Source organism: Paraglaciecola marina (assembly GCF_004360155.1).
Taxonomy (GTDB): Bacteria; Pseudomonadota; Gammaproteobacteria; order Enterobacterales; family Alteromonadaceae; genus Paraglaciecola; species Paraglaciecola marina.
On record NZ_SAIS01000001.1, the window covers coordinates 406,619 to 424,811 of the forward strand.

Below are 18,193 nucleotides of genomic sequence, written 5' to 3' on the forward strand. Positions count from 1 at the left end.
GCCTCCAATTCAGGTAGCAAAGCTGTTTTCTTAGTAAGTCTCATTAATGTATTGCTCGGTGGTTTTAACATGGGTGTATTCCCCGTTTAAATTAAAGGCAACCACCACATCTACATAAGTCCCTGTATCCCACTTTGGCCCGTCTACAGCACGAAAATCGATTTCATATACTTGCTCTGTTGACTGGGGTTGTTCTGTTAGCTTAGTAAACCAAATTTCGTCATTATTAATCACATAAATATAGCTAGTTGATAGAGTCGTTATTTCTCTGTAGTTAACGTCTGCCAGAGTGACACTTGCTCTTAAATTAGAATCTGACTCTTCGCCACCTGGTTGAAAATCTCTCCAGAGGTAGGGAGCTAAAATGATAGTGTTTTCGCCAACGTCTGTTTCTGTACTGACTGAGTTTAGCTCAGCAATAGTAAGTTGAGAGTAGTCTTTGTCAGACTCACAGCTGCATAAAGTAAGCACAGCAAGCATTGAAACTAGTAATTTAAATGTCATTTTAATCTCCTGTTAAAGATTAAATATACTTAACCTAACTATTTGAAACTGTAAACATTTGTAATGCAGTTTTTATATTGAAAGTCTTGCTAATCATTAGGTTGTATAAGCAAAGCATAAGTGAAGGTGGTGAATGACTACACCCACAAAAAAGGCTTACCTTGCTACTTAAAGTCATTGTTATTTATGAATACTGATATCAGTTAGCTTTCAGTCTGTATTGATATGCGCAATGGCCTTTTGCAAATCACCTATGGTATTTCTTTTATCCGAAAACTTGTTAGGATGGTGTCAGTTAAGTAGATTAATTCCTCAAGAACAATGGGGAAGATCCTATGAAAAGCCTTGGTTTAACGGGCTTGCTGTTGCAATAAAAGGAATACAATGTCTACGGACTATTACAACAATCAAGTGAATGAGATTGCTCAGCAGTATTTGTCTGTCAAGTTTGAAGAGGTGCACAGTACTTGGTCACAGCATTTAACGCCTATCTTAGAAAAACCTAATGCCTCTATTTTAGATATTGGCGCAGGGGTGGGCCGTGATGTAAAACGTATCGCTGAACTCGCAGCAGCAATGCAAACCCCTAGTTAACAAACCATGGCAAAACAAACGTTTTTTCGCCGAGGCCAATATCGCCTTACCGGGATTAAACTCAAGCAATGAATCCATTGACGACTTGTTTGAAGCACTGGTGGTACAGCGTGGTAGGTTGAGAGAAATGCAGCAGTTGAGGGAGTGGTAGTTATTAGAACTGTTGAATGTGCTAGGTTGATTAGGGGGATTTGGGTTTTATATTTTGGTGGTTTTTTTTGATGTGGGCATGTAATTACTTTGTATTTCTTTTATTCAATAAGTTGTTACGATGAGTGTCCCGTAATTCATTTGGAAGAAATTGAGATGAATTTCAAAAAGGGGCAGAAGGAGAGTTTGACCTAATGTTATTATCGCCAAAAGCAGGCGGGGTAGGTTTAACGATTACAGCGGCTAATCATGTTATTCATCTAACCCGATGGTGGAACCCAGCTGTTGAAGACCAAAGCACTGACAGGGCATTTAGAATAGGACAAAACAAACCTGTCTATGTCTATATCCCTATTGCCATCCACCCTAAGTATGGTGATAGCTCTTTTGATGCAAACTTGCATAGGCTATTAACAAAAAAGCGTAGTTTAAGTATTAATGCCCTATTACCAGGCACTGTCACAGACTCCGAATTCAATGATTTATATACCCAAACGATGACCTAAGATTACAAACTAAATGACAACTGAAAAAATAACCCTCTCCCAGTTAGAGCAATACCTATCAAAAGCAGCATGGATCTTAAAAGGTCCTGTAGATGCTTCTGACTTTAAAGTTTACATATTCCCGCTACTTTTCTTTAAGCGAATATCAGATGTATACGATGAAGAATACCGGGTAGCACTAAAAGAATCAGACGGCGATGAAGAATATGCTGCGTTGCCAGAGATGCACCGATTTGAAATTCCTGATGATTGTCACTGGCAAAATGTGCGCGAAACGACCACGAATGTGGGTCAAGCAATAGAAAATGCATTACGAGGCATAGAGCAAACTAACCAAGAATACTTATATGGAATCTTCGGTGATGCCCAATGGAGCAACAAAAATAAGCTTTCAGATGCATTACTGATAAACCTTATCGAGCATTTTTCACAGTACACATTAGGTAATCAAAACGTTGATCCAGACATGCTGGGTAATGCTTACGAATACCTGATTAAGCATTTTGCCGATTTAACCAATAAAAAAGCAGGTGAGTTTTACACGCCTCGTTCGGTGGTGCATTTACTTGGTATGATTTTAGATCCACATGAAGGTGAAACTATTTACGATCCGGCTTGCGGTACGGGCGGTATGTTGCTTGAGTGTGTTGACCACCTTAAAGACAACAAAGAAGATTACCGAACACTCAAATTATACGGCCAAGAAAAAAACCTAACGTCTAGCTCAATTGCTCGTATGAACATGTTCTTACACGGTATTGAAGACTTCGAAATCTTACGTGGCGATACCTTACGTCACCCAGCATTTTTTGAAGCGGATGGTCTTAAAACCTTTGATTGCGTCATAGCAAACCCGCCATTTTCACTAAAAGACTGGGGCGCTGAAAACTGGGCTAATGATCCATACGGTAGAAACATAGCCGGAGTGCCACCAAAAGGTAATGGAGATATGGCTTGGGTGCAACACATGGTTAAATCTATGAACAGCACTGGCCGTATGACTGTTGTATTACCACATGGCGCATTATTCAGGAAAGCAGCCGAAGGTAAAATTCGTAAACAGTTACTTGAGCAAGACATGCTTGAAGCCGTTATCGGTTTGGGGCCAAACGTGTTTTACGGCACGCAATTAGCAGCCTGTGTCATGGTGTTTAAGCAAAACAAACCGGCCGATAAGAAAGGTAAAGTGTTGTTTATTGATGCCTCTTATCAAATTAGAGTAGGTCGAGCACAAAACTTCCTTGAGCCTAACCACGTTCAGCAAATTTACGACTGGTATCACAACTACCAAGATGTAGAAAACTACGTCAAAGTAGCTTCAATGGACGAGTTAAAAGAAAATGACTTTAATTTAAACATTCCGCTATATGTTGAAAAAATAATTGAAGATAACCTGCCATCAGTAGAAGAAGCGATGAGCGATTTAAAACAAGCATGGCAAGCAAGCCTTGAAGCTGAAGAGAAATTTAAGAAAGTACTAAAGGGATTTTTATAATTGAATAAGCACCTTAATATCTTTACAACTTACGCGAAAGATAACCGAAGTTACCAACTAGAAAATGATCTAACCCGCTCTTTAGCGATTTGCTTACAAGAAGATGCTTTGTTTTTTCATGAAGTGCTTAAATCTATTTTTAGTGATTCTGACTTGTTTAATCAATTATTTGAAGACCTTGATGGCGAGACTAGCGTGCAAGTCGAAATACAAAAGCAGGCAAGTCAAATTGCAGAGTTTGAGAAAATTTATGCGGTTACATTGAGTGAAGCTGCAATGTCCAACTTCTGGGAGCAAACCGATCATACAGAGTACGATCCCATTTGTGATTTAGTGATAACAGTGAATAATGTATTGATTGTGATTGAAGCTAAACGAGACAATATTGATTGTACTGCACAGCTATACAATCAAGTGTTCAATATATTTAAAAAACAGAGTAAGAAAATAAGTGATTACAAAGATGATATAACGCCATTTGACCTTAATTGGAAAAAGCTAATGTTGATTGCCGTTAAAGTCGCAAGCTTTGAAAGAACTACAAATAACAGAAACCGATTTCTTACTGACTTTATCCAGCTCGTAAAGAGCCACAACTTCAGTTGGCTACCTGAAACTCCTATCGGCTCACTACACAATGAGAATACTGAATCTATAGAGAGAAGAATTGAATCTGCTCTTACTCAATTCTGTAATGATGATGAAACTGTAGATAAATTAACTTATAGCGACAGGTTAGGTACTACCTTTTCAAAAGGTTGGTCAAATGAGCTCCTATTTGAAATCGAGCCAAAATCTGGTGATTTAGTGGTTGATATATACCCTGGAAATACTAAAGGTCAGGGCTACCATATTTTCCCTAGTGACTCTCAGTTCAATAATTCACTATTAATTGATGGTGAAACTTATTCGGCAAATAAACACTATCACATCAAATTCATGGGGCAGTCATACATAGCCGGACTTTGGTTAACCGATGAAGACTTTAATAAAACACTTTTTACTAAAGATAATTTTTATAACCATACAGGCAGAATAAAAAGAGAATCTTGGGGGGCGATCGAAAGCTTACTAAATCAACATTTAAGTTCCGACTGGAAAGGTCAGTGTCACTGGCAAGATAAAATTCTTAATTCTAATAGAACACAGTTCAATCTTTCTTTTGGTTATCATATTTCAATTACTATCCCTTTTATAAAATTGACGGAACTAGATAAAAATCATAACGATATTAAACCATTGTCAAATTTGATGGAAAGCATTTATAGAGCCTTCGAAACCAGATTAATTACAGAGAAACCATCAACATGATGACCCAACAAGATTTAGAGAAATACCTTTGGGGTGCGGCTACAGCGCTCAGAGGCACCATTGATGCGGGTGATTACAAGCAGTACATTTTTCCACTTTTGTTTTTTAAACGTATCTCTGATGTTTACGATGAAGAATTCAACAATGCCTTAGCAGAAAGTGATGGTGATTTAGAATATGCCGCCTTTGCTGAAAACCACCATTTTCAAGTACCTGATGGTGCCCACTGGAAAGATGTACGTGAAACCACGACCAACATTGGTCTAGCGCTGCAAAACGCCATGCGTGAAATTGAAAAGGCTAATCCTGATACTCTCGAAGGTATTTTTGGTGACGCCAGTTGGACCAATAAAGACCGTCTTTCTGATGCCATGCTCACCAACTTAATTGAGCATTATTCACAGCACACCCTTGATTTAAAAAATGTACCTGACGATAAGCTTGGCAATGCTTACGAGTACTTAATTAAAGAGTTTGCTGACGATAGCGGTCATACAGCTGCAGAGTTTTACACCAACCGTACCGTAGTTAAATTAATGACCATGATAATGGACCCACAACCTGGTGAGTCAGTTTACGACCCCACATGTGGCTCAGGAGGTTTATTACTTAACTGTGCCTTACACCTTAAAGATGAGGGCAAAGAATACCGCACCCTTAAGTTATACGGCCAAGAGATTAACCTATTAACCTCAGCCATTGCCCGTATGAACATGTTTATGCATGGTATTGAAGAGTTCGACATTGTGCGTGGTAATACCTTAAGTAATCCAGGCTTGCTTGAAAATGATGAGCTGAAAAAATTCAATGTAATTTTAGCTAACCCACCATATTCAATAAAATCTTGGGATCGCAAAGCCTTTGAAAGTGATCCGTATGGCCGAAACGTATGGGGTACACCTCCACAAGGTTGTGCTGATTATGCCTTTCAGCAACATATTCAAAAGAGCCTTGATTTAGGTAATGGTCGTTCCATTTCATTATGGCCACACGGTATTTTGTTCCGTGATGCCGAAACAGAAATGCGTAAAAAAATGATTGAGCAAGACCAAGTTGAATGCGTCATTGGTCTTGGACCAAACCTGTTTTATAACTCGCCTATGGAAGCATGTTTGTTAATTACTAAAACAAACAAAGCAGAAAGTAAAAAAGGCAAAGTGCTGATCATAAATGCCGTGAAAGAAGTGAGGCAAGACAAAAACATCGCCTACCTAGAGCAGATCCATATTAAGCGTATTTACAATGCTTATCAAAATTATGCTGATGAAGATGGTTTTAGCAAAGTCGTTACCACAGACGAAGTACTAAAACATAAAGCCAGTTTAAATATGGCACTTTATGTCAGTAATGTTGATAGCAGTAAAGTACAAATATCATTAGATGAGGCACTCGCTAATTGGCAAACATCATCAGAGCAGTTATCAAACAGCATGGATCAGTTATTTAAGGAATTAGGTTAAATGACAGACGTTAAAACAGATTTAAGCTCTTTTGATTCGAGATTGGACCTAAAAAATTTGGATAAATCCAATTGGAAAACTTACCGTTTTGATGAAATTGCCAAAAACATTTCAGAGCGTGTTGATCCAAACAATACCGATTTAAAAGTATATATTGGCCTTGAACATATTGATTCTGAATCCTTGCATATCAAGCGTCATGGTACGCCTGATGACGTTAATGGCACCAAGTTAAAATTCTACAAAGGCGATATCATCTTTGGCCGTCGTCGTGCTTATCAGCGTAAAGCAGGTATAGCTACTTGGGACGGTTTTTGTTCAGCCCATGCTTTGGTGCTTAGGGCTAACCCTGATGTGATAGACCCAGAGTTATTCCCATTTTTCTTACACTCTGATTTGTTCATGAATCGGGCGATTGATATTTCAGTAGGCTCTTTGTCACCGACTATTAACTGGGGTACTTTAAAGCATCAGGAGTTTTTAATTCCACCTAAAGATATTCAATCGAGATTTTCTGAGTTATTTAATTCGATTGATAGCCTGATAGAAGCCGATGTGGATTTACTTTCACAAACTAGAATTACTAAAGGAATTGATTTTGAATCACTTGTCTCATCAACAAGTGGTGAATTGGTACCACTATCTAAAATTTTAAAGCAAAAGAAAGGCAAAAGTCCTGCTCCTCACAAAAGGTCAAAATATATTGGATTAGAGCATATTAAGTCAGGGGCCTATTCTTGCTCTGAATTTGGCGACTCTAATGATGCCCAAGCGCAGTGTAATTTAGTCGATAAAGGCGATTTATGTTACAGCAAACTAAGACCTTATTTAGACAAAGCTTTCATCGCTGATTTTGAAGCAGTTTCAACTACAGAGTTATTGATATACGAAACAACCTTAGCTTCTAAATCATATGTTTTACACCATCTACATAGTAAACCTTTTATTAATTATGTTACCGGTAAAGGCTTCGGTACAAAAATGCCTAGGGTAAATCATAAGATAATTGGTGAATACAACATTAAAGTGTTGAATGAAGAAAGAACTGTTCTAGATAAAATGGCGCTATATGCAAATATAGAAAAGTCGGCACTTATCAAAATAGGTCAAAACAAATGCCTCCAAAAAAGTTTAAACAATAAGGTGTTTTAGGTATGGGATTTACCGAATTAAATAGTGTGGAACACTACATCATCCATCAAATGACGGGTGTTAATTTAAACGTCTCTCATAGTCAGAATGAAGTTTCAGAACCAAAGCCAAAAACGTTTGGAGTGCAATGGCAATTTCAATCACCAGAGCAACTAGGCAGGGGTGTTAACGAGGTTTTAGTTGAATCTTTTTTGGTTAAAGCATTAATTCGCCTTAACCCTGAGATTGAAGCTAACCCCAATTTGGCTGATGAAGTAATACATAAGCTCCGTGCTATTTTAATTTCGGTAAATCAAGTTGGGCTAGTTAAAGCCAATGAAGAGTTTTTCGCTTGGATGACAGGTGAAAAGACCATGCCTTTTGGCGAAAACAATCGCCATGTACCCGTAAACCTAATCGACTTTGACGACTTAACGCGTAACGACTATGTGGTAACAAATCAGTTCCGTATTCATCACAGAGAAACCAAAATACCGGATGTGGTATTAATGATTAACGGTATTCCAGTAGTAGTGGGTGAAGCAAAAACACCTATTCGCCCCTCGGTAAGTTGGTTAGACGGTGCTCATGAAGTACACAGCATTTACGAAAACGCTGTACCGCAATTGTTCGTACCTAATATTTTGTCGTTTGCTACCGAAGGAAAAGAGCTTTTCTATGGTGCTATTAGATGCCCATTAGAATTCTGGGCTCCTTGGCGTACTGAGAACAAAGACAGTCAATTATCCAAAGCATTAGGATTGGCCGAAATTGGTAAAGAGTTAACCGACCTGTTAAGCCCTGAACGCTTGCTTGATATCTTGCGCAACTTCTCATTGTTTACCACTAACAATAAAAAACAACGCATTAAAGTAATACCTCGATTTCAACAGTATGAAGGTGCAAACAAAATAATTCAGCGAGTTATCGACGGTAGAATCAAAAAAGGACTAATTTGGCACTTTCAAGGCTCAGGTAAATCACTATTAATGGTATTTGCCGCGCAAAAACTTAGGCGTGCAACACAGCTTAAAAGCCCAACTGTAATTGTACTGGTTGATAGAACCGATTTAGATACGCAAATTAGCGGTACCTTTAATGCCGCTGATGTAGCCAACGTTGAATCAACCGATAGCATTAAAGAATTACAACGAATGCTTGAGCATGATACCCGTAAGATCATTATCTCAATGATCCACAAGTTCCGTGATGCCAAACCTAATATGAATGATAGAGAAAACATCATTGTATTAGTGGATGAAGCGCATCGCACCCAAGAAGGCGATTTAGCCCGACAAATGCGTGCCGCTTTACCTAATGCCTTTTTATTTGGTTTAACTGGTACGCCCGTAAACAAAGCGGATAAAAATACCTTCTGGGCATTTGGTGCCGAACAAGATAAAGGCGGCTATATGTCGCGTTATACCTTCCATGACTCTATTCGTGACGAAGCCACATTGCCACTGCACTTTGAACCTCGATTAGTGGATGTGCATGTTGACACCCAAGCCATTGATCAAGCCTTTGCTGAATTTAAACAAAGCGCAGCATTAAGTGATGAAGAAGCTGATGAGTTAAATAAAAAGTCAGCCAAAATGTCAGCGTTTTTAAAGTCCCCTGATCGTGTTGCCAAAATAGTTAAAGACCTATCAGAGCACTTTACCAGTAAAGTAGCGCCACAAGGCTTTAAGGGCATGATAGTTACGCCAGATAGACATGCTTGTGTGCAATACAAAGAAGAGCTAGATAACTACTTCCCAATCGAGGCCAGTAAAGTGGTTATTTCAACCACGGCAAATGATGAGTTTGAATTTAAGCAAAAGTGGGGCGTTGATAAAAGCCAACAAGAAAAGATTGTTGATGAGTTTAACGATGCTAAATCTGAGCTTAAGTTTATTATTGTTACCGCTAAGTTATTAACCGGTTTTGATGCACCGATTTGCCAAACCATGTATTTAGACAAATCGTTAAAAGACCATACCTTGTTACAGGCAATATGTCGTACTAACCGTTTATATCCGCAAAAAACATTCGGCTGTATTGTTGATTACTTTGGTGTATTTGACGATGCAGCAAAAGCATTAGAGTTTGATGAAGAAAGTGTTAAGCAAGTTATTAGTAATTTAGGCGAATTACGTTCTCGTTTACCCCAAGCCATGGCTGATGCGTTAAAACACTTTGAAGGTGTAGATAAAACACTTGATGGTTTTGAAGGCTTAGAAGCTGCACAGAATGCTATTAGCACTGATGATAAAAAAGATGCCTTTGCTAAAGACTTTAAGTATTTATCAAAATTATGGGAATCATTATCGCCAGATAATATTTTAGATCCATACAACCAAGACTATAAATGGTTAGCGCAAGTTTTTGAGTCGGTAAAGCCTGCTTCAGACAACGTAGGTAAAATGTTGTGGTTAGCCCTTGGTGCGCAAACCACACAATTGATCCACGAGAACATTCATGTAGGTGAAGTGCATACCCTTGATGAGTTTGTATTGGATGCCGATGTGATTGAAAACATCTTCAATAATCCAGATCCCAAAAAGATTAAACAACTTGAAAAAGACTTAATTCAACGCTTTAAAAAGCACGGTGGTAATGCTGAATTTAAAAAGCTCAGTAAACGCTTAGAAGAGCTTCGAGAGAAAGCCGAGAAGGGGTTAATTACCTCAATTGAATTCGTTAAAGAGCTTTGTGGAATCGCCAAAGATACGGTTTCAGCCGAAAAAGACTTACAGCAAGAAGTACAAGAAAAGTCACCTAAAGCGGCACTAACAGATTTGTTTTTAGAACTGAAGAACGATGAAACTCCAGCGGTTGTAGAACGTATCGTTACTGATATTGACGCCATTGTTCGCATTGTAAACTTCCCTGGTTGGCAAAATACCACAGGCGGCGAACGCGAAGTGCAAAAGTCATTACGCAAAGCATTACTCAAATACAAATTACATAAAGACCAAGTGCTGTTTGATAGGGCATATGGGTATATTAAAGAATATTATTAAGATGTTATATCTAAAAGGACAATGATGAATCAGATTGAATCCAAGGGCCTATTTTCAAACGAAGATATTGAGTTGGCTTGGGAAAGAGTTTGCTCAAGTGTCGGTAGTGACGTTAAAGATTACTTCGGCATTAATGTGTTTGACAGCAATATATCACTGCACCTGAGAACGACATTTGATGAACTAGAAAGTAATAGTTATAGCCCAACTAGGCCGTTTAAATACTATGAACCCAAAAAGTGTGGCACCCAAAGAACTAAAACAGTTCTTGGTATAAAGGATGCGATTGTTTATCAAGCTATCGCGGACAAAATCGGGACTGAGCTATATCAAAAGTTAGCTAAAAATAAAGATTTTGTTTTTGGAAGCGTGTTAAATGAAAATGTAAGCAAAGGGGTCGATATTCTTGATGAAGATGAACCTGATTTTTATTTTTTTGAATATTATGTAAATTTATACAATCGATTTGTAGAAGGTATTAGTGAGACATTAACCTCTGGAGAGGTTCAATATAAACTAGAAACTGATATAACAGGTTTTTTCGACTGTATTCCCCATGCGACTCTACTCCTTAAATTACACTCTTATGGAATCGAAAAAGAATTATTAGATTTATTATCTTATTGCCTCAATTCATGGTCCGGTACTCGAGACAACGTCACTTTAAATGTGGGCATACCTCAAGGTCCTCCAGCATCATTTTTATTAGCTAATATATTGTTGGATGAGTTAGATGAAATCATAATTGGCCTAGATCTAAAGTATTTTAGGTTTATGGATGATATCCGAGTTTATGCGCCAACTAGAGAAAAATTGCTAGATATACTAGTTATTATTGATAGAAATCTAAAAGGTCATTCATTGAGCTTAAATGCTAGTAAAACGGAAATAAAAATCGTTGAGGCCGGAGATAATGAAGAAGAACTAATGCTTGATGGTTCAGGGATATCATTTGATGAAGAGCTATTCGAACAGAGTGATTTTTATAGTCAGGATAGCGAATATGAATTTGACGTTTATGGACAGAATGAAGAATATCAAGACCATTTTTATGGCCAGAATAGCGAGGCCGAAGACGAACGAAAAGCTGAAATTGTCCAGATAGAAATTGAGCAACGAGCAGAAGATGAGCTTGTGGTTCAGGATGAAACACAGCTTAAAAACACTAATAAATCCGTGGTAAATAGTTCAAAAATATCATTGTTTTTATTGAAAGACACGGAATCTAATTTGTTAGAGTTATTTGAATCGAATAAAGATATAGACGTAAGTGAAGCTTTGCCAAATGATACTGTCAGAAGATTTTTAACGTTATCTCAGCGATGGAGAAGCTTGGTCACATCTCTTAAAGGTAGCGGTAATTATACCCCTGATTTAAACCTAGTTAAAGTATGGTTTTGGGGAGTGGTAAAAATTTACTGGAAGACTAACTCAATGGCTTGGAACCTAAATCTTTATGAAAGCTTGGAAGGCTACTCAGAGGAATATGAGCAAACATTATCAAAACTAAGGCGCTTTGAATGGGTGACATATCAATTGCTTAATGTTTTTTATAAGGTTTACCCTAATGATTTACAAAGACATTTAAAGGTAAGTGAAGAATTAACTTCTGAGAGTAGTCCTTTAATTCGCTTAGGGTTTTATAGTGTGTTAATAGAATCAATAAAGGAAGATTCGAGCTTATTTGACATTTATAGCAAAGCATTGGCAAATGAAAGTGATAATTATGTAAAAGAAGCAATATTAAGTTCCATTCATTATAAAAACACTCAAGTATCAATTCAGACATTAAAAGAGTGGTTCTTAAAATGAGTTACTTAGATACTATTATTGAGTCTAAAGCGACTATAGAAGCTAGTTCAGATGTGCCTACAAATCAAAAACTCTTGTTGATAGAGCTAATAGAAGAAAAACGCATACAGATTGAAGCTAAAGCAGACACTTTTCATTATTTATATTCTGATATTGTGTCAAGTTCTGATATTTTTGATTACAAAGCTCAATTGGATGGGTTTTATCCTGCTGCACAGGAGCATGCTGGTTGTTGTGTAGATATTTTTGTGAGTTTCTCTAAGTTAACTCCAACAGTGGAGCTTCAAAACTGGCTATCTAGTGCTATTAGAATGGTTAATTGTATTGTTACTCATTATCTGCAAGAAGTACTCAATGTGGAACCTGAAAAACAGGGTGATTATGGGATGGAACGCTCTAGATATAAGCAAGTAGAGAGGCTCAACGTAAAAGCCAGTAAAGCAGGTCGAATAATGTTTAACCTTTATGGTGAAAGAAATACTATGGAACATCAAATAAAAACCGACCCAAATGACACAGGCAAAAAAATTTTTGTTCCGCCAAATTATAAACGCACACTTAAACAAATAAATAAAAGGTTACCAGAAGCATTAATTAATTTTGATGAGGCTTATAAAAACCATTATTCAAATTAATGAATTACGAAGACACCTACAGACGGAAAATTCTGAGTCGGAACCTGTGGGGTCAGAGCTGATGAAACGTCCGCTTTGGGCGTGAAGCCGAAGTTACCTGAGTATTCTTGAAAAGTGATCTTCCCCTAAATCCGTAGACACTTTTTGCTTAGAAACTTAAGTGGGAATTTGAATTTATTTACAAGATAAAAAAATAATAAAGAAGTTAATAACTGCGGGGTCAGATTCGTTGAAACGATGAAATAATCACAAAGTCACCCGTCGTAATAGAATCGATTCTGTCGATATCATCTTTGATGGCATCTCCACTGCTTTTCCCGCATTTAAAGTCACAACAAAAAAATGGCTTTTTCTAGGGGCAAATGGCAAAGAAGCCATTTCAATGCGTGATCCCAATGGTTCTTTTATTTTTTCTGTGAGAATACTTGATTATGAGATTTTGTATTGCACTAGAAAATATCTATCTAGCGACAAAACTAATGGCTACACTAGGGTTTTGCTTTAGCCATAATTTCAAATGACTCAGCCTTTCGAATATTCAACCCGTTATATACTGGATAAAAGCCATTTCAGTGAAACCTTTGACCAAACCGTCACCGAAGTTGCACCTCAAAAAGCCTATTTAAAATCCCTTGTTTTAGGAATGCTGGGAGCGATATTGCTGTTAGCCACAGAGCTTAATCCATACATCTCTTGGTTTGTTGTTGTCTGGGCTGGGATAGAAGTCTTAAGTGTGCGTTTTCATAAATCTTGGTGGTTGGCGAGGCAAATGATAAGTAAGGCGGCCAATAATGAATTGACCTTAACCATAGATGAAAAGGGAATTCGTAGTCTATCAACCTCTGTTAAAAGCTTTATCTCTTGGGACGATATTATAAAAATTGAACAAACTAGCCAAGGTTGGTTGTTGCACCTTGAGGCAGGCAAGTCTTATTTATCAAGCCGTTGTTTATCACCAGAAGCACAAGCGTTTGTGGCGGCGAAAGTCCGAACTAGGTAGTTAAGTTTTACATGTCTGGGTCAAAACAAGGTTATTTTTAACAACTAGAGCAAAATCGCATTAATAACCTAGACCTGCGGCAGCAGGTTAATTCAACAGTAAAATAGTTAGATAAGGGTAGGGGCTTTTCTATCCCAATTTATGGGTTGGTTTTTTTGTTCTCTGTGTTGCGTAGCGCTTTGTGGTGAACTGCTTTTAGTCTTTTGCTTTTAAGCTCGTCGCTCGTAACTGGCGACTGTTTTCAATGGATTCCTGCTAACAACATGCAGGAATGACAGACTTTGACGTTGGGTGATGATCTTGTGCCAGATCAATCTTTAAACTATTTTCTACCTCCTATTTACTAGGACCTGCTGTTGCGTTTTCTCTGTGCAACTCTGTGACTCGCTTTAATATTTTGCTTTTTGCTGATTTAGTCTGCTCAGTCTGGGTCACTCTGCTATATTCTGCTTTTACTCTATACCAAGCGGATTTCTATCTTTTTACCTAAAGCAGACGCAAAACGTTCAAGTGTGGATAGCTTTACATCATCTGAATGGTTTTCAATTCTGGATATCGCACTCTTTTGAGTGTGTAGCATTTCGGCTAGTGCTTGTTGGGTAATGCCAGATTCTTTTCTAGCCGTTTTAAGCATGATGCCAAATTTTAAATTTTGGTAACCTTCATCATATCCTTCGGCAAAATCCTTATCATCGGCTTTGCGTTTGGATACGTACTTTTTTAGATCGCTCATTGTTTTTTCCTCTGTAGATAATCTCTACGTCTTTGTTCTGCGAGTTTGATATCTTTGGCAGGCGTTTTTTGTGTTTTCTTTTGAAAACCATGGTTAAGTACCACTAAGTTATCACCATCGAAAAAGCCTAATAATCTAAAAATATTATTGCCCACTTGCGCTCTTACTTCCCAAATGTCTTGGGTATTAACCAGCTTCTTTAAATAAGTAGTAGGAATAACATCTAGCTCTTCAACCAATTGTAATACCCAAGTTATTTTTTGAGCTTGCTTTGCTGTTAATGAATCTAAGAACTCAACAACAGGTGTTTTACCTTCTTGTGTTGTATAAAAATTAATAGTTTTCATCTCAATGTTAACATCCATGTGAACTTCTGCAAGTTTCTAATAAGGTATTTATAGATAAGTGATGTTAGATACGTCCAGTATTAAACGCGTTGAAATGAATATACTGGGAGTGTCATCAATAAATGGTGTGAGGTGAATGATTTTCTTTATGCAAGTTTGCACTATTTGCTAGCTACTACCTCTTATTTACTAGGACCTGCTGTTGCCTTTTCTCGGGGTTCTCTGTGCAGCATAGCCTCTGTGGTGAATGGATTTTTAGTCTTTCGACTAAGCCGCATCTTTAACCTCTATCATGGCCAATTACACCTGTTGAGTACAGCTATTCTATATTGATTAAGGTTTAAGATTGAAGCGTTGCACTCTTGTTGAAATAAGAGTGTAACGCTTTAATTGCTTACTTGATCTGAACTCGAGTTACTAAAATGAGCGATATTATCGGCCTAGTTATCGGCCGGTATTGGCATCGGATAATGCCTTAAAGCGTACGACTTTAAATTCGCCCTGAGTACCGTCTTTGCCGTTATTTAATGCGGGAGAGCGGTGCAGCTCATTTACGGTGCCATAGATGTAATTGTCTAAGCCAACTGCAAGCCCGTCAGGCCAAGACACATCATCGCGCTGAATAAGGGTTTTATATTGACCATTTGCTTGAGTGTAACCGATTGCGTCGTTTGTTATTGATGTGACATACACATTGCCAGAGTTATCCATTGTTATGCCGTCAGAAATGGGCTTGTCACCATAACGCTGCACTTTTTTGTCTAGCTGTTGATCGGATAGGCTTGTATCTAATAGATCTTTGGTGGCAATTCGGTACAGGCTTGTGCCAGACATAGAGCCGTAGTAAAGGTATTCAAAGTTACCATCTATGGTGATTGGGTTCACGCCCATGCGCACTGGTTGGCCGTTTAGGTAGACAGTTTTATCATCAATGACCATATCGATGTCTTCGGCTTTGGTTGACATCGACTCTTTCAATACTCGGCGAGCTATGCCGGTTTTCAAGTCAACCACAAGGATTGAGGCCGTGCCCGTATCAGCGATGTAGATTGCGTGGTTTTTGCTATCAACCGCTAGGTCATTTAGAAAGCTTGAGTCAGTAATCACAGGCTTAGCTAAGTAAATTATTTTATGGAGTTGTTCTTTCTTGGTGTTCCATCCTACTAATCGCCCTGCATGATCAGGCCCAGACGTGTCTAACAACCACAAAATGCCATTGGTATCGACATTTAACCCAAGTACCCCGTAAAGACCACCAGACTCTCGGCTTTGAGCCGCATATGCCCAGTTTTCATTGGGGTAAGGTTTGGTTGTTCCATCTGGAAGCAGCTCAACGACTCGTAGAGATTTGCCGTAAAACTGGTGAATACTGAGAAATATTCGACCATCAGAGCTCACCGCAATGTTGCCTGGAGGTGTTTCTGCACTGAGGTTGGCAACTACTTCAAGTTGCCTTGGTTTGTCGGCTGCTGCAATGTTTAGGCTAAGTGCACTGGTAGCAATCATAGCGGCCGACGCTAGTAGTTTGAATGAACGAGTCATTGTAACGCTTCCTTTTGGTAAGTTATTGCCACGTGTTTAGATTTGTTTTAACGATTCAATAACTTCGCTAGGCTCTGCGCGCTGCGTGTAATCAGCATTCACATCAGCAAATACGATTTTGCCTGATGGGGCAATGACATAGGTTGCAGCAAGTGGTAATTCGAAAGCGCCTTTGCCGTTATGAGCTTCAACGTCAATGCCAAACCCACTGTAAATAGGCTTGATTGAGTCCGGTAGAGTAAACACTAAACCTAAGGTTTTAGAAAACTCAGAGTTAGGATCAGATAATACAGAGAAGCTTAGTGCATTTTTTTCAGCTGTAGTAAGTGATGCATCAGGTAGCTCAGGAGTTATCGCCAGTAAGCTAGCACCTTGTGATTTGATATCGTCAAGCACGTTTTGGTAGGCACGCAATTCTAGGTTGCAGTATGGGCACCAACCGCCACGGTAAAATGTTAGTACAACTGGGCCTTGAGATAGCTTTTCTGACAAGTTAACTGAGTTGCCAACTTGGTCTGCAAGAGAGAATTCCGGAAATACTTCACCCACTTTAGGAGCAAGCTTTTCAAGCTCTTTTGCTTTTAGCACTTCAACTTCAGCCAGCATGACAGAAAGCTTTTCAGCAGGGATATTTTTTGCAGATGCTTCACGTACTTCAGTTAGTTGCTCTTTAAGGCTCATATGTTTTCCTTGAGATTAAATTTATTTTTGAATGAACGTTCAAAATGTTATTTCCGCGAGCGATGTTTGTCAACGTCAATTTGAATAAACATTCAAAATGTTATTAAATATCACCTGTACCCAATAAAGTAATGAGCGTTATGGCGATTAAAAAATTCGATGTGGATGTTGTGCTTGAGCAGGCAATCAACACATTTTGGCAATATGGTTATCATGGAACTTCTATGCAGCAATTGTTACAAGCCACGGGGTTACGCCCAGGTAGCTTGTACCGAGAGTTTGAAAGCAAAGAAGGCTTGTACTTGCTTGCCCTGAGTCGCTACGCAGCAGATACCATTACGACGGTAAACACCCGTATACAAGGCAGTTCAAGTGTTCTTGATGGCATTAAATCGATACTGCTGGACTTGTTCGAAGAAGCCAAAGCCAAAGATTACTGTGGTTGCTTTTTAGTTAAAACGCAATTGGAGCTGTCTGCTCACAATGAGTCGATACTGACTAATGTTTCTGAAGAGTTTGCGAAAATAGAAGCAAATTACTGCGCTAACTTAAACACAATATTCTCGCCTGAAATCAGTGCGCAATATGCCAAACAGCTTATGCTCGTCATTTTTGGTATTCGTGTTTACAGTTATCAAAGTGAGCAACCTGCAGATATTGAGGAATTTATTTTATCCATATTGCCTTGGCTGAAAACCGCGTAAGCTGGATTATTCAACAGTGATATCACTTTTATTGAAAGAGGAAGTAAGGAGTTTAGCGGTCGTTATATCGGTAAGTGCTCGTTAGTCCCGAAAAAGCATGTGTGTAGTTTTGACCATGCTGTTAAGCAAGGTAAACATCTTAGGTAACCGATTCACGGTATCTATTACTCGACGAAACGGGGCCCTCTGTAAAATAAATTAAGCTAGGTGTTGGTAGCTTCTTCTTTGGTAAGGTAGTAGTGATTTAAATGAGTATTTTAAGTCTGAATTGACTCCCCAAGCCATAGCCAATGCATCACTGGTATTCACTGATTTTGATTGGTTATTTAGTTTAAGGGTAGGTAATACATAATCTCTCACCTTTTGCTTAGACGATAAAGGTGTACATGAATAACGAGATAATTTGTCTAATACAAAGCCAGCTTGGGCAACATCATCACCCAAAAAATTATCAGTAGCAGGAACAAAATCTTCATACCAAAATGCCAAAGCGACAGCCTTTAACCATTCTGAGGCTTTAGGGTGCTCCGGGTTGAGTACTAATTGTTCAAACACTTGTTGTAGATTTTGCATTGTCTCTATT

Annotated in this window: 17 protein-coding genes; 11 read left to right on the top strand and 6 right to left on the bottom strand. The window is 38.4% G+C overall.

Translation table 11 applies throughout. The annotated features are described in order from the left end of the window. Positions 1-30: 30 nt before the first annotated feature. Positions 31-504 carry a hypothetical protein gene (locus EOK74_RS07875; RefSeq protein WP_133469436.1) on the bottom strand — a complete coding sequence of 158 codons (474 nt, stop codon included), beginning with the start codon at positions 502-504 and terminating at the stop codon, positions 31-33. Positions 505-888: 384 nt separating this feature from the next. Between EOK74_RS07875 and EOK74_RS07880 the strand changes: the two genes are divergently transcribed. The 10 genes from EOK74_RS07880 to EOK74_RS07925 all read left to right on the top strand — a co-directional run bounded on the left by EOK74_RS07880 (position 889) and on the right by EOK74_RS07925 (position 13,603). Next, the gene (locus tag EOK74_RS07880; protein ID WP_205964548.1) at positions 889-1,098 is read left to right on the top strand and encodes a class I SAM-dependent methyltransferase; all 210 of its coding nucleotides are present in this window, start codon (positions 889-891) and stop codon (positions 1,096-1,098) included. A gap of 344 nt (positions 1,099-1,442) precedes the next feature. Next, positions 1,443-1,754, top strand: a complete 312-nt coding sequence (locus EOK74_RS07885) for a helicase-related protein (protein ID WP_133469437.1) — start codon at positions 1,443-1,445, stop codon at positions 1,752-1,754. 13 nt (positions 1,755-1,767) lie between these two features. After that, positions 1,768-3,249, top strand: coding sequence for a type I restriction-modification system subunit M (locus EOK74_RS07890; RefSeq protein WP_133469438.1), 1,482 nt, complete (start codon positions 1,768-1,770; stop codon positions 3,247-3,249). After that, positions 3,250-4,560: a hypothetical protein gene (locus EOK74_RS07895; protein ID WP_133469439.1), complete on the top strand. Its 1,311-nt coding sequence runs from the start codon at positions 3,250-3,252 to the stop codon at positions 4,558-4,560. Further along, the gene (locus tag EOK74_RS07900) at positions 4,557-6,020 is read left to right on the top strand and encodes a type I restriction-modification system subunit M (protein WP_133469440.1); all 1,464 of its coding nucleotides are present in this window, start codon (positions 4,557-4,559) and stop codon (positions 6,018-6,020) included. Before EOK74_RS07895 ends, EOK74_RS07900 begins: the two co-directional genes overlap by 4 nt. Further along, a complete protein-coding gene (locus EOK74_RS07905) occupies positions 6,021-7,172 on the top strand; it encodes a restriction endonuclease subunit S (protein WP_133469441.1) in 1,152 nt (383 codons plus the stop codon). It begins immediately after the preceding gene. A 2-nt stretch (positions 7,173-7,174) separates the two neighbouring features. Continuing rightward, positions 7,175-10,156, top strand: coding sequence for a type I restriction endonuclease subunit R (locus EOK74_RS07910; RefSeq protein WP_133469442.1), 2,982 nt, complete (start codon positions 7,175-7,177; stop codon positions 10,154-10,156). Positions 10,157-10,177: 21 nt separating this feature from the next. Continuing rightward, entirely contained in the window at positions 10,178-11,968 is a 1,791-nt protein-coding gene (locus EOK74_RS07915; protein WP_133469443.1) for an RNA-directed DNA polymerase, read from the top strand. Continuing rightward, positions 11,965-12,603 (top strand): hypothetical protein, encoded by a 639-nt coding sequence (locus tag EOK74_RS07920; RefSeq protein WP_133469444.1) that lies wholly within the window; start codon positions 11,965-11,967, stop codon positions 12,601-12,603. Before EOK74_RS07915 ends, EOK74_RS07920 begins: the two co-directional genes overlap by 4 nt. 517 nt (positions 12,604-13,120) lie before the next feature. After that, positions 13,121-13,603, top strand: a complete 483-nt coding sequence (locus EOK74_RS07925) for a YcxB family protein (RefSeq protein WP_133469445.1) — start codon at positions 13,121-13,123, stop codon at positions 13,601-13,603. 457 nt (positions 13,604-14,060) lie between these two features. On the opposite strand, the gene EOK74_RS07930 is transcribed toward EOK74_RS07925, so the two are convergent. From EOK74_RS07930 to EOK74_RS07945, 4 genes are all read right to left on the bottom strand, one after another. Beyond that, positions 14,061-14,336: a helix-turn-helix domain-containing protein gene (locus EOK74_RS07930; RefSeq protein ID WP_133469446.1), complete on the bottom strand. Its 276-nt coding sequence runs from the start codon at positions 14,334-14,336 to the stop codon at positions 14,061-14,063. Continuing rightward, positions 14,333-14,701: a type II toxin-antitoxin system RelE/ParE family toxin gene (locus tag EOK74_RS07935; RefSeq protein ID WP_205964552.1), complete on the bottom strand. Its 369-nt coding sequence runs from the start codon at positions 14,699-14,701 to the stop codon at positions 14,333-14,335. The genes EOK74_RS07930 and EOK74_RS07935 overlap by 4 nt, the downstream gene beginning before the upstream one ends. Positions 14,702-15,127: 426 nt before the next feature. Continuing rightward, positions 15,128-16,225 carry an L-dopachrome tautomerase-related protein gene (locus EOK74_RS07940; RefSeq protein WP_133469447.1) on the bottom strand — a complete coding sequence of 366 codons (1,098 nt, stop codon included), beginning with the start codon at positions 16,223-16,225 and terminating at the stop codon, positions 15,128-15,130. Between the two features lie 36 nt (positions 16,226-16,261). Further along, positions 16,262-16,906 carry a peroxiredoxin-like family protein gene (locus EOK74_RS07945; protein ID WP_133469448.1) on the bottom strand — a complete coding sequence of 215 codons (645 nt, stop codon included), beginning with the start codon at positions 16,904-16,906 and terminating at the stop codon, positions 16,262-16,264. Between the two features lie 140 nt (positions 16,907-17,046). Here EOK74_RS07945 and EOK74_RS07950 point away from each other — a divergent pair, with 140 nt between their 5' ends. Next, the gene (locus EOK74_RS07950; protein ID WP_166638733.1) at positions 17,047-17,610 is read left to right on the top strand and encodes a TetR/AcrR family transcriptional regulator; all 564 of its coding nucleotides are present in this window, start codon (positions 17,047-17,049) and stop codon (positions 17,608-17,610) included. Positions 17,611-17,808: 198 nt separating this feature from the next. Here the strand turns inward: EOK74_RS07950 and EOK74_RS07955 are convergent, their stop codons facing one another. Further along, entirely contained in the window at positions 17,809-18,183 is a 375-nt protein-coding gene (locus tag EOK74_RS07955) for a hypothetical protein (RefSeq protein WP_133469450.1), read from the bottom strand. Positions 18,184-18,193: the final 10 nt, after the last annotated feature.

What these genes read in the sequence shown, in the direction of transcription:
- EOK74_RS07955 (WP_133469450.1), bottom strand. Translation starts at nt 18,183, where the DNA reads ATGCAAAATCTACAACAAGTGTTTGAACAATTAGTACTCAACCCGGAG.
- EOK74_RS07935 (WP_205964552.1), bottom strand. Translation starts at nt 14,701, where the DNA reads ATGGATGTTAACATTGAGATGAAAACTATTAATTTTTATACAACACAA.
- EOK74_RS07905 (WP_133469441.1), top strand. Translation starts at nt 6,021, where the DNA reads ATGACAGACGTTAAAACAGATTTAAGCTCTTTTGATTCGAGATTGGAC.
- EOK74_RS07920 (WP_133469444.1), top strand. Translation starts at nt 11,965, where the DNA reads ATGAGTTACTTAGATACTATTATTGAGTCTAAAGCGACTATAGAAGCT.
- EOK74_RS07880 (WP_205964548.1), top strand. Translation starts at nt 889, where the DNA reads ATGTCTACGGACTATTACAACAATCAAGTGAATGAGATTGCTCAGCAG.
- EOK74_RS07910 (WP_133469442.1), top strand. Translation starts at nt 7,175, where the DNA reads ATGGGATTTACCGAATTAAATAGTGTGGAACACTACATCATCCATCAA.
- EOK74_RS07885 (WP_133469437.1), top strand. Translation starts at nt 1,443, where the DNA reads ATGTTATTATCGCCAAAAGCAGGCGGGGTAGGTTTAACGATTACAGCG.
- EOK74_RS07950 (WP_166638733.1), top strand. Translation starts at nt 17,047, where the DNA reads ATGGCGATTAAAAAATTCGATGTGGATGTTGTGCTTGAGCAGGCAATC.
- EOK74_RS07925 (WP_133469445.1), top strand. Translation starts at nt 13,121, where the DNA reads ATGACTCAGCCTTTCGAATATTCAACCCGTTATATACTGGATAAAAGC.
- EOK74_RS07945 (WP_133469448.1), bottom strand. Translation starts at nt 16,906, where the DNA reads ATGAGCCTTAAAGAGCAACTAACTGAAGTACGTGAAGCATCTGCAAAA.
- EOK74_RS07940 (WP_133469447.1), bottom strand. Translation starts at nt 16,225, where the DNA reads ATGACTCGTTCATTCAAACTACTAGCGTCGGCCGCTATGATTGCTACC.
- EOK74_RS07890 (WP_133469438.1), top strand. Translation starts at nt 1,768, where the DNA reads ATGACAACTGAAAAAATAACCCTCTCCCAGTTAGAGCAATACCTATCA.
- EOK74_RS07875 (WP_133469436.1), bottom strand. Translation starts at nt 504, where the DNA reads ATGACATTTAAATTACTAGTTTCAATGCTTGCTGTGCTTACTTTATGC.
- EOK74_RS07915 (WP_133469443.1), top strand. Translation starts at nt 10,178, where the DNA reads ATGATGAATCAGATTGAATCCAAGGGCCTATTTTCAAACGAAGATATT.
- EOK74_RS07900 (WP_133469440.1), top strand. Translation starts at nt 4,557, where the DNA reads ATGATGACCCAACAAGATTTAGAGAAATACCTTTGGGGTGCGGCTACA.
- EOK74_RS07930 (WP_133469446.1), bottom strand. Translation starts at nt 14,336, where the DNA reads ATGAGCGATCTAAAAAAGTACGTATCCAAACGCAAAGCCGATGATAAG.